An 11,595-nucleotide genomic window follows, 5' to 3' on the forward strand; every position below is an offset into this window, starting at 1 on the left:
CCCGCCACCGGCGCACCAGGGCGACAACGGCCCCGCGACAACGCGAGGGGGACAATGCGACGGGGCCGCCCCCGGTGGGGGAGCGGCCCCGTCGACGGGGAGAGCGTCAGCCCTGTTCGGCGATCTCCGCCTTCGCGGTCAGCGCCGGCGCCTGCTCGCCCTCGGCGAGCGGCACCTCCTGCCAGGAGATCGACGCGGCGCGGCTGGCGGCGAGCACGTCCGCCTCGGCGCGCGCCGCGTCGGCGACCGCGTCGGCGGGGCCGTACACGGTGGCGGCGGTCAGCGGGGTCTTCTGCGAGACCTTCGCCTCGCTCTTCACCTTGCGCAGCGCCGAGAGCGCCTGACCCGCCCCGCCGAGCACGCCGATCGCGGCGGTGTCCGCGGACGCGGGTCCCAGCTCGTCCACCACGGGCCAGGAGACGGTGTGCACCGAGCCGTCCTGCCACCACGACCACACCTCCTCCGCGGCGAACGGCAGGAACGGCGCGAACAGCCGCAGCAGGGTGCGCAGCGCGATCGCCGCGGTCGCCTGCGCGGACGCCTGCGCGGCCTCGCCGCGTGCGCCGTAGGCGCGGTCCTTGACGAGCTCGACCCAGTCGTCGCAGAACGTCCAGAAGAACCGCTCGGTGACGTCGAGGGCGGTGGCGTGGTCGTAGCGCTCGAAGGCGCCGGTGGCGGTGCGCACCACCTGCGACAGCTGGACGAGGACGCTGGCGTCCAGGGGTTCGGTGACCGCGGCCGGGTCGGCGGAGGTGCCGCGCTCCACGCCCAGGCCGAGGACGAACTTGGAGGCGTTGAGCAGCTTCATCGCCAGCCGGCGCCCGACCTTCATCTGCCCGGTGTCGAAGGTGGCGTCGGTGCCCAGGCGCGAGGACGCCGCCCAGTAGCGCACCGCGTCCGAGCCGTGCTCCTCCAGCAGCGCCAGGGGGGTGACGACGTTGCCCTTGGACTTCGACATCTTCTTGCGGTCCGGGTCGAGGATCCACCCGGACAGCGCGGCCTTCGACCACGGCAGCCCCCCGGTCTCCAGGTGCGAGCGCACCACGGTGGAGAACAGCCAGGTGCGGATGATGTCCTGCCCCTGCGGGCGCAGGTCCATGGGGAACACGCGCCCGTACAGGTCGGGGTCGCGCTCCCAGCCGCCGGCGATCTGCGGGGTCAGCGAGGACGTCGCCCAGGTGTCCATGACGTCGGGGTCGGCGGTGAAACCACCCGGGACACCGCGCTGGGACTCGGAGTAGCCGGGCGGGGTCTCCGAGGCCGGGTCCACCGGCAGGGCGGACTCCTCGGGCAGGATCGGCGCGTCGTAGCGGGGGGAGCCGTCCTCGGCCAGCGGGTACCAGACGGGGAACGGCACGCCGAAGAACCGCTGCCGGGAGATCAGCCAGTCGCCGTTCAGGCCGGAGACCCAGTGGTCGTACCGGTGCTTCATGTGCTCCGGGTACCAGGTCAGCTGGGCACCGCGCTCGAGGAGCTGCTCGCGCAGCTCCGCGTCGCGGCCGCCGTTGCGCAGGTACCACTGGCGGGTGGTGACGATCTCGAGGGGGCGGTCGCCCTTCTCGTAGAACTTCACCGGGTGCGTGATCCTCTTCGGCTCGCCGACCATCGCGCCGGACTCGCGCAGCGCGGCGACGACCTTCTCCTGCGCGGTGTGCACGGTGGCGCCGCCGATCTCGGCCCACAGGGCCTCGCCGGGGCCGCCGGCGATCCACTCGGGCGTCTCGCGCACCAGCCGGCCGTCCCAGCCGATGACGGCGCGGGTGGGCAGCTGCAGCTCGCGCCACCACGTGACGTCGGTGGTGTCGCCGAAGGTGCAGATCATCGCGATGCCGGAACCCTTGTCCGGCTCGGCCAGGCGGTGCGCCACCACGGGCACCTCCACCCCGAACAGCGGCGAGCGCACCGTGGTGCCGAACAGCGGCTGGTAGCGCTCGTCGTCGGGGTGCGCCACGAGGGCCACGACGGCGGGGACGAGGACGGGCCGGGTGGTCTCGATGAACACCGGCTCGCCGCCGTCGGTGCGCTCGAACGCGACGCGGTGGTAGGCGCCCTCGCGCTCGCGGTCCTCCAGCTCCGCCTGGGCCACCGCGGTGCGGAACGTGGTGTCCCACAGGGTGGGTGCCTCGGCGGCGTACGCCTCGCCGCGGGCGAGGTTGCGCAGGAAGGCGCGCTGGGCGGCGGCGCGGGAGGCACCGGAGATCGTGGAGTAGGTGTGCGACCAGTCCACCGACAGGCCCAGGCGCCGCCACAGCGACTCGAAGACCTGCTCGTCCTCGGCCGTCAGCCGCTCGCACAGCTCGACGAAGTTGCGGCGGGAGACCTGCACGAAGTCGCGGTCGTTCTTCGGCGCCTTCTCGGGGGGCGTGAAGGACGCGTCGTACGGCAGGGAGGGGTCGCAGCGCACGCCGTAGTAGTTCTGCACGCGCCGCTCGGTGGGCAGGCCGTTGTCGTCCCAGCCCATCGGGTAGAAGACCGACTTGCCGCGCATGCGCTGGAAGCGGGCGACGACGTCGGTGTGCGTGTAGCTGAACACGTGGCCGACGTGCAGGGAGCCGGACACGGTGGGCGGCGGGGTGTCGATGGAGTAGACGTCGGCGCGCTCGCGCGAGCGGTCGAAGGCGTACGTGCCGCCCTCCTGCCACGCGGGGGCCCAGCGCTCCTCCAGCCCGTCCACGGTGGGGCGGTCGGGGACCGAGACGCCGGCGGCGGTGCCGTCCGGGCGGTGCGGGGGTGCGGGCGCGGTGCTGGCGTCGGACATGCCCCCCATCATCCCGCAGGTGCGCGCGGGGCCGCGCACGCCCCGGGACCGGGCGGGGGGCGGCGGCCCGGACGGGGAGCCGCCCGGGCCGCCGCGCCGCTCACCCGCGGTGGAAGCGGCGGCCGGTGACCCGCTCGGAGGCGCCCACCCGGTCCAGGTAGGGGGTGATCCCGCCGGTGTGCAGGGGGTGCCCGGTGCCCAGGACGAGGCACACGTCGACGTCCTCGGGGCCGGCGACGACGCCCTCGTCGAGGACGCGGCGGACCTCGTCGGCCAGGGCGTCCTGCACCCGCCGCAGCAGCTCGGGTCCGCTGACCGGCTCGTCGCCCTGCACGAGCACCCGCTCGGCGGCGCGGGTGGCCTCCACCGGCCCCTTCGGGGTGACCAGGGGCGGCGAGCCGGCCTCGACCCAGCGGCGCAGGTTGTCCGAGACGCGGTAGCGGTCCGGGAACGCGGCGGCCAGCGTCTCGTGCACGTGCAGCATGACGGCCGGCCCCACGAAGGAAGCCAGGCGGAAGGGCGTCATCGGCAGCCCCAGCTCGTCCAGGGCGTGCTCGGCCTCCACCAGCGGCGTCCCGGCGTCCACGGCGCGCACCACCTCGTCGAACATCCGGGTGGAGACGCGGTTGACCACGAACGCGGGGGCGTCGCGCACCAGCACGCACGTCTTCTTCAGCCTCGCCCCGACCGCGAACGCGGTGGCCAGCGTCGCGTCGTCGGTGCGCTGCGTGCGCACCACCTCCACCAGCGGCAGCACCGCCACGGGGTTGAAGAAGTGGAACCCGACGAACCGCTCGGGGTGCTCCATCACCGAGGCCATCTCCGTGACCGACAGGGAACTGGTGTTCGTGGCGATGACGGCGTCCTCGCGCAGCAGGGGTTCCAGCTCGCGCAGCACGGCGTGCTTGACGGACATCTCCTCGAACACCGCCTCGACGACGACGTCGCAGCCGGCGAGGGCGGACTTGTCCACCGACCCCGACACCGACGCCTTCAGCCGGTTCGCCACGTCGGGGGTCACGCGCCCCTTGGCGAGCAGGTCGTCCACGCCGGAGCGCACCGCCTCGACCCCCTTGGCGACGCGGGCCTCGTCGACGTCGGTGAGCACCACGGGCACCTGCAGCCGGTGCAGGAGCAGCAGCGCGATCTGGCCGGCCATCAGCCCGGCGCCCACGACGCCCGCGGAGGTGACCCCCCGCGCCAGCTCCTTCGGCGGCGCCCCGGTGGGCTTCCTGCCGTACCGCTGCACGAGGTCGAACGCGTACAGCCCGGCGCGCAGCTGCGGGGAGGCGACGAGGTCGCCGATCGCGGCGTCCTCGGCGGCGAAGTGCCCCTCGCGGGTGTTCGTGCGCGCGGCGGCGACGAGGTCGAGCGCCCGGTGGGGGGCGGGCGCGGCGCCGCGCACGCGGGCGTCGGCGACGGCGCGACCGCGGGCGACGGCCGCCTCCCACGCCGCGGCCTCCTCCGTCTCGGGCAGCGGGACCCGCCGCGGCACCTGCACCTCGCCGGCGAGGACGGCGGCCGTCCAGCGCAGCGACTGCAGGAGGAAGTCGGCGGGCTCCACGGCGAGGTCGGCGACGCCCAGCTCCACGGCCTCGGGGCCGGTGATCGTGCGGTTGTTCGCCAGCGCGTTCTCCACGGCGATGCGCACGGCGACGTCGGGACCGGCCAGGTGCGGCAGCAGCCAGGTGCCGCCCCAGCCGGGCACCAGGCCCAGGTGGGTCTCGGGCAGGCCCAGGCCGCGGGCGGTGGTGGCGACGGTGCGGTACGTGGCGTGCAGGGCGGTCTCCAGGCCACCGCCCAGGGCGAGGCCGTTCACGTACGCGAAGGTCGGCACGCCCAGGGTGCCGAGCCGGCCGAGGACGTCGTGCCCGAGGCGCCCGGTGGCCAGCCCGGTCTCGCGGTCGGCGGTGGCCATGGACTTCAGGTCGGCCCCGGCGCAGAACACCCCCTGCACGCCGGTGATCCCCACGGCGACGACCTCGCCGGCGGCGGCCAGGCGCTGCGCCTCCTCCAGCGCCTCGCGCAGCTGCGGCAGCGTCTCGGCGCCCAGCACGAACGGCCGGCGCGGGTCGCCGGGGTCCAGGGTGATCAGGGCCAGGCGGCTGGAGCCGGGCTGCCCGGTGGGCGCACCGGGCGCGCCGGGCAGGTCGAGGACGCGGACGTGGACGGGCATCAGCGGGCCTCCCCGGCGCTCGCGGTGGTGGGTTCGTACGCGGCGTGGTGCGGGTTCTCCCAGATCACGGTGCCGCCCTGGCCGAGCCCGACGCACATGGCGGTCAGGCCGTAGCGGACCTCGGGGTGCTCGGCGAACTGCCGGGCCAGCTGGGTCATCAGCCGCACGCCGGAGGCGGCCAGCGGGTGGCCGATGGCGATGGCCCCGCCGTAGGGGTTGACCCGCTCGTCGTCGTCGGCGATGCCGAAGTGGTCCAGGAAGGACAGGACCTGCACGGCGAACGCCTCGTTGAGCTCGAACAGGCCGATGTCGTCGATCGTCAGCCCCGCGCGGGCCAGCGCCTTCTCCGTGGAGGGGATCGGCCCCAGGCCCATGACCTCCGGCTCGACGCCGGCGTAGGCGAACCCGACCAGACGCATGCGGGCCTGCAGGCCCAGTTCGGCGGCGGTGCCCTCCTCGGCGACCAGGCAGGCGGTGGCGCCGTCGGTCAGCGGGGAGGCGTTGCCGGCGGTGACGCGCCCGTGCGGGCGGAAGGGGGTGCGCAGGTCCGCCAGGGCCTCCACCGTCGTGCCGGGACGGGCGAGCTCGTCGGCGGTGGCCAGCCCCCAGCCCTTCTCGGAGCTGGCCACGGCGACCGGGACGAGGTCGGCGCCGACCTTCCCGTCGGCCACCGCCCGCGCGAACTTCCGCTGGCTGGCGGCGGCGTACTCGTCGGCGCGCCGCTTCGTCAGCGCGGGGAACCGGTCGTGCAGCGCCTCGGCGGTCCTGCCCATGTCCAGGGCGTCGGGGGAGACGATGCGCTCGGTGAGGAAGCGGGGGTTGGGGTCCAGGCCCTGCCCCAGGGGGTGGTGGCCCATGTGCTCCACGCCGCCGGCCAGCGCCACGTCGAGGGCGCCGACGGCGATGGAGGCGGCGGTGGTCGTCACTGCGGTCATGGCGCCGGCGCACCAGCGGTCGACCGCGTAGCCGGGCGTGGTGACCGGCAGGCCCGCCAGGAGGGCTGCGCTGCGGCCGAGGACGAGCCCCTGGTCGCCGCTCTGGGTGGCGGCGGCGATCGCGACCTCCTCCACCCGCTCGGGCGGCAGGGAGGGGTTGCGGCGCAGCAGCTCCCGCAGGCAGGCGACGACGAGGTCGTCGGCGCGGGTCTCGGCGTGCAGGCCGTCGGGCCGGGCCTTGCCGAAGGGCGTGCGCACGCCGTCGGCGAACACGACGCTGCGCGCGGCGGGGGTGGTGCGGGCCACGGGACCTCCTCGTTCGGTGGCGTGGCCGCGACGGTGCGGCCCGGGGCCACAGTACGCCCGCCGGACGGGTAACCGGTACTGGTGGTGACAGGTACTTCGCCGCGGTCGGTGACCCGGTGCGCGCGACGCGCTGCGGGTAGGATCGAGCGCACAGGCGTCGACCCGGCCATCACCGGTGAGCCTCCGGAAGAACGGGCGCCGGCCACCGCGGCGGCGCCCCACTAGACCCGGACGGGTCCGGCCCGTGACAGCCGGACGACGAGCGGTCGTCGTCGCGCCTCCCCGCGGGGAGGGGTGCCGGCGGCAAGCGGGGTGGTACCGCGGCACCGCCGGCCCCGGCGGGAGTCGTCCCCGCGGCAGCAGCGACGTCGTCGAGGAGCACACGTGTCCGAGGTCACGGACCAGGCAGTGGAGCAGACCCCCGAGCCGGGGGGCGTCCCCGCGGAGCAGGGCGGCACCGGCCCCCGCTTCCCCGAGATCGAGCGCGCCGTCCTGGACTCCTGGGCGGCCGACGGCACCTTCGCCGCCAGCGTCGAGGCGCGCCGCGGGTCGGCCGCCGGGGAGTTCGTCTTCTACGACGGCCCGCCGTTCGCCAACGGCCTGCCGCACTACGGCCACCTGCTCACCGGGTACGTCAAGGACGTCGTCCCGCGCTACAAGACGATGCGCGGGTTCCAGGTGGAGCGCCGCTTCGGGTGGGACACCCACGGCCTGCCCGCCGAGGTGGAGGCCGAGCGCCAGCTCGGCATCACCCACAAGTCCGAGATCGAGTCCATGGGCATCGCGACGTTCAACGACGCGTGCCGCAGCTCCGTGCTGCGCTACACGCGCGAGTGGGAGGAGTACGTCACCCGGCAGGCGCGCTGGGTGGACTTCGAGGACGACTACAAGACCCTCGACACCGACTACATGGAGTCGGTGATGTGGGCGTTCAAGACCCTGCACGACAAGGGCCTGGTGTACGAGGGCTTCCGCGTCCTGGCGTACTGCTGGCGCTGCGAGACGCCGCTGTCGAACTCCGAGACCCGCCTGGACGACGTCTACCGCAACCGCCAGGACCCGGCCGTCACCGTCGGGTACCCGCTGCTGGGCTCCGACGCGCACCCGGAGCTGGCCGGCGTGCTCGCCCTGATCTGGACCACCACGCCGTGGACGCTGCCCAGCAACCTGGCGATGGCCGTGAACCCGGAGCTGGACTACGTCGTCGTCGACGGCGCGCCCAGCACCGAGCACGAGGGCCGCAGGTTCCTGCTCGCCGAGGCGCGCCTGGGCCACTACGCCCGCGAGCTCGGCGAGGACGCCGCCGAGCGGGTCGGCGCCCGGTTCCGCGGCGCCGACCTGCTGGGGGAGCGCTACCGCCCGCCGTTCGGGTACTTCGAGGGCCGCGAGAACGCCCACCAGGTGCTGTCCGCCGACTACGTCACCACCGACTCCGGCACCGGCGTCGTGCACATCGCCCCCGCCTTCGGCGAGGAGGACAAGCTCGTCACCGACGCCGCCGGCATCGTGCCCGTGGTGCCGGTGGACTCCCGCGGCCGGTTCACCGCCGAGGTGCCCGACTTCGCCGGCGAGCACGTCTTCGACGCCAACAAGGCGATCACGCGCGCCCTGAAGGAGGGCGTGCCCAGCGGGGCCCTGCTGCTGCGCCAGGAGACCTACGACCACCCGTACCCGCACTGCTGGCGCTGCGGCAACGCGCTCATCTACCGCGCCGTCTCCAGCTGGTTCGTGGCCGTCACGCAGATCCGTGAGCGGATGGTCGAGCTGAACCAGGACATCACCTGGGTCCCCGAGCACGTCAAGGACGGTTCCTTCGGCAAGTGGCTGGCCGGTGCCCGCGACTGGTCCATCAGCCGCAACCGCTACTGGGGCAGCCCCATCCCGGTGTGGGTCTCCGACGACCCCGCGTACCCGCGCACCGACGTGTACGGCTCGCTGGAGGAGCTGGAGCGCGACTTCGGCGTGCGCCCGGCCGACCTGCACCGCCCGCACGTGGACGAGCTCACCCGGCCCAACCCCGACGACCCGACCGGGAAGTCCACCATGCGCCGGGTCCCGGAGGTCCTGGACTGCTGGTTCGAGTCCGGGTCCATGCCGTTCGCCCAGGTGCACTACCCGTTCGAGAACACCGAGTGGTTCGAGAGCCACTACCCGGGCGACTTCATCGTCGAGTACATCGGGCAGACCCGCGGCTGGTTCTACACGCTCCACGTGCTGGCCACCGCGCTGTTCGACCGTCCCGCGTTCCGCACCTGCGTCTCCCACGGCATCCTGCTGGGCGACGACGGGCGCAAGATGAGCAAGTCGCTGCGCAACTACCCGGACGTGACCGAGGTGCTGGACCGCGACGGCTCCGACGCCATGCGCTGGTTCCTCATGAGCTCGCCCGTGCTGCGCGGCGGCAACCTCGTCGTCACCGAGCAGGGCATCCGCGACTCCGTGCGCCAGGTGCTGCTGCCGCTGTGGAACACGTTCCAGTTCTTCCAGCTGTACTCCGGCACCTCCAGCCACACCCCCCGCTGGCGCACCAGCTCACCGGACGTGCTGGACCGGTACGTGCTCGCCAAGCTGCACGACACCGTCGTGGCGGTCACCGCCCAGCTCGACGGGTACGACATCGCCGGCGCCTGCGAGAGCGTGCGGCAGTTCCTCGACGTCCTGACCAACTGGTACGTGCGCCGCTCGCGCGCCGCGTTCTGGGACGGGGAGTCCGAGCGCGCCCGCGACGCCCTGGACACCCTGCACACCGTCCTGGAGACCACCGCGCGGATGCTCGCGCCGCTGCTGCCGCTGGTGAGCGAGCACGTGTGGCGTGCGCTCACCGGTGGCCGCTCGGTGCACCTGACCGACTGGCCGGACCCGGTCGACCTGCCCGCCGACCCGGGCCTCGTCGCCGCGATGGACGCCGCCCGCGCCGCGTGCTCGTCGGCGCTCGCGCTGCGCAAGGCCGGCGGCCTGCGGGTGCGGCTGCCGCTGAACCGCCTGGAGGTCCTCGTGGCCGACCCCGCCGCGCTCGAGCCGTTCGGCAAGCTCATCGCCGACGAGGTCAACGTCCGCGAGGTCGCCCTCGGGCACCTCGACCGCGCCGTCGAGTACGGGGTGAGCGCGAAGCTCACCGTCAACGCGCGCGCCGCCGGCCCGCGGCTGGGCAAGCAGGTGCAGCAGGCCATCAAGGCGTCGAAGTCCGGCGACTGGGAGGAGCGCCCCGACGGCACCGTGATCGCCGGCGGCATCGAGCTGACCGAGGGCGAGTACGAGCTGACCACCACGGTCGAGGGCGAGAACCCGGGCCTGGCCACCGCCGCCCTGGACGGCGGCGGGTTCGTCGTCCTGGACACCACCGTCACGCCCGAGCTGGCCGCCGAGGGCATGGCCCGCGACGTCATCCGCCTCGTGCAGCAGGCCCGCCGCGACGCCGGCCTGCACGTGTCCGACCGCATCCGCCTGACCGTGGCCGCCGACGGGCCCGTGTGGGAGGCGCTCGTCACCCACCAGAACCTCGTCGTCGACGAGACCCTCGCGCAGCAGTTCGGCTCCTCCGGGCAGGCCGAGGCCCTGCCCGCCGAGCGCGCCACCCTCGTGGCGTCCGTCGAGGGCCACGAGGTCCGCGTCGCCGTCGAGAAGCTGGAGGAGCGGTGAGCAGCCCCCACCCGCGCTCCGAGCGGGCCCGCACCCCCGTCGACGACCCCCGCTACGCCGAGGTCGTCGCCGGGATCCTCGCGCGCAACCCCGAGCACCGCATCCACCCCACCCTTGACCGGGTGCGCGAGGCGTGCGGCCTGCTCGGCGACCCGCAGCGCGCCTACCGCGTCGTGCACGTCGCCGGCACCAACGGCAAGACGTCCACCGCGCGCATGGTCGAGCGCCTGGTGCGCGAGCACGACCTGCGCACCGGCCGGTTCACCAGCCCGCACCTCGTGGACGTCACCGAACGCATCTCGATCGACGGCGAACCGATCAGCCGCGCCGCGTTCGTGCGCGCCTGGGACGACGTCGAGGCGGTCGTCGACATCGTCGACGCCCGCGCCGCCGAGCGCGGCGACCCGCGCCTGAGCTTCTTCGAGGTCCTCACCCTCATGGCGTTCGCCGCGTTCGCCGACGCACCCGTGGACGTCGCCGTCGTCGAGACCGGCCTGGGCGGCACGTGGGACACCACGAACGTCGTCGAGCCCGACGTCGCCGTCGTCACCCCCGTGGCGATGGACCACGAGGCGTGGCTGGGGTCCACGCTGGAGGAGATCGCCGCCCAGAAGGCCGGGATCGTCAAGCACGGCGCCACGTTCGTCGTGGGCCGGCAGGAGGAGGAGGCCGCCGGCGTCCTCCTCGCACGGGCCGCCGCCGAGCGCGTCACCGTGCTGCGCGAGGGCGCCGACTTCGGCGTGGAGTCCCGCTCGCTGGCCGTGGGCGGGCAGCTGCTGTCGCTGCGCACCCGCGGCGGCCTCTACACCGACGTCCTGCTGCCGCTGCACGGCGCCCACCAGGCGTCGAACGCGGCGGTGGCGCTCGCGGCCGCCGAGGCGCTGCTGGCGCTGCCCGGCGACACGCTGGTGCCCGGGCTGGTGGAGGCCGCGTTCACCGACGCGACCTCCCCCGGGCGGCTGGAGGTGCTGCGCACCTCCCCGCTGCTCGTGGTGGACTCCGCCCACAACCCCGCCGGGGCCCGGGCGCTGGCGGAGGCGGTCGCGGAGGCGTTCACCCTCACCCGCCTCGTCGGCGTCGTCGCGATCGCGGGCGACAAGGACGTCGAGGGCGTCCTCGCCGCCCTCGAGCCGGTCCTGGCCGAGGTGGTCGTCACCCGCACGTCCTCGGACCGCTCGCTGGAGCCGGCCGAGCTCGCCGACATCGCCGAGGGCGTCTTCGGCGAGGACCGCGTGCACGTCGCCGAGCGCCTCGACGCGGCCCTGACCACCGCGGTGGACCTGGCCGAGTCCGAGGGCGGTCCCGGTGCGGGCGTCCTGGTCGCCGGCTCGGTCGTGCTCGCCGGGGACGCCCGGCTGCTGCTGGCCAGGGGAGGCGCGCGGTGAGGAACCCCAAGCGCGTCCTCGCGGCCTCCACGCTGGTCTCCGAGGCGCTGGTGGTCTTCTTCGCCACCCTCGCCGCCACGGCCCTGCACCGCGAGGAGCAGGGCCGCTACCTCGTCGCCGGCGGGGTGCTGGTGCTGCTGTGCGTGCTGTGCGCCGGGCTGCTGCGCTCGCGCGCCGGCTACGTCCTCGGCTGGGCGCTGCAGGTCGTCATCGTCGCCTCCGGCTTCGTGGTGCCGGAGGCGTTCCGCTGGACGATGGTCGGCATCGGCGTCGCCTTCGCCGGCATCTGGTGGGGGTGCCTGCACATCGGGGAGCGCGTGGAGCGCGAGCGGGAGCAGGTCGCGCGCGGGCTGGCGGACCGGTCGGGCTCCGAGGGCTGAACCGCCGGTGGGCCGG

General features: G+C 74.6%; 6 protein-coding genes. 3 read left to right on the forward strand and 3 right to left on the reverse strand.

The window, feature by feature from the left end:
• Nucleotides 1-106: 106 nt before the first annotated feature.
• The 3 genes from valS to MN205_RS16350 form a co-directional block, all read right to left on the reverse strand.
• A complete protein-coding gene (gene valS / locus MN205_RS16340) occupies nucleotides 107-2,758 on the reverse strand; it encodes a valine--tRNA ligase (RefSeq protein ID WP_242129181.1) in 2,652 nt (883 codons plus the stop codon).
• 100 nt (nucleotides 2,759-2,858) lie between these two features.
• Nucleotides 2,859-4,934, reverse strand: a complete 2,076-nt coding sequence (locus MN205_RS16345; RefSeq protein WP_242129183.1) for a 3-hydroxyacyl-CoA dehydrogenase NAD-binding domain-containing protein — start codon at nucleotides 4,932-4,934, stop codon at nucleotides 2,859-2,861.
• A complete protein-coding gene (locus MN205_RS16350) occupies nucleotides 4,934-6,175 on the reverse strand; it encodes a thiolase family protein (RefSeq protein ID WP_242129185.1) in 1,242 nt (413 codons plus the stop codon). Before MN205_RS16350 ends, MN205_RS16345 begins: the two co-directional genes overlap by 1 nt.
• A gap of 408 nt (nucleotides 6,176-6,583) precedes the next feature.
• Here MN205_RS16350 and ileS point away from each other — a divergent pair, with 408 nt between their 5' ends.
• The 3 genes from ileS to MN205_RS16365 are packed head-to-tail and all read left to right on the forward strand — an operon-like array spanning nucleotide 6,584 to nucleotide 11,579.
• Nucleotides 6,584-9,814, forward strand: a complete 3,231-nt coding sequence (gene ileS, locus MN205_RS16355) for an isoleucine--tRNA ligase (RefSeq protein WP_374115963.1) — start codon at nucleotides 6,584-6,586, stop codon at nucleotides 9,812-9,814.
• Complete coding sequence (locus tag MN205_RS16360; RefSeq protein WP_242129190.1) at nucleotides 9,811-11,199, forward strand: folylpolyglutamate synthase/dihydrofolate synthase family protein; 1,389 nt, start codon at nucleotides 9,811-9,813, stop codon at nucleotides 11,197-11,199. Before ileS ends, MN205_RS16360 begins: the two co-directional genes overlap by 4 nt.
• Nucleotides 11,196-11,579 carry a DUF4233 domain-containing protein gene (locus MN205_RS16365; protein WP_242129192.1) on the forward strand — a complete coding sequence of 128 codons (384 nt, stop codon included), beginning with the start codon at nucleotides 11,196-11,198 and terminating at the stop codon, nucleotides 11,577-11,579. Before MN205_RS16360 ends, MN205_RS16365 begins: the two co-directional genes overlap by 4 nt.
• Nucleotides 11,580-11,595 lie beyond the last annotated feature (16 nt).

It is taken from the genome of Kineococcus sp. TRM81007, assembly GCF_022669155.1.
In the GTDB taxonomy this organism is placed as follows: domain Bacteria; phylum Actinomycetota; class Actinomycetes; order Actinomycetales; family Kineococcaceae; genus Kineococcus.

Excerpts from the sequence above, each read along its gene's own strand:
- MN205_RS16345 (WP_242129183.1), bottom strand. The coding sequence starts at position 4,934 with ATGCCCGTCCACGTCCGCGTCCTCGACCTGCCCGGCGCGCCCGGTGCG.
- valS (WP_242129181.1), bottom strand. The coding sequence starts at position 2,758 with ATGTCCGACGCCAGCACCGCGCCCGCACCCCCGCACCGCCCGGACGGC.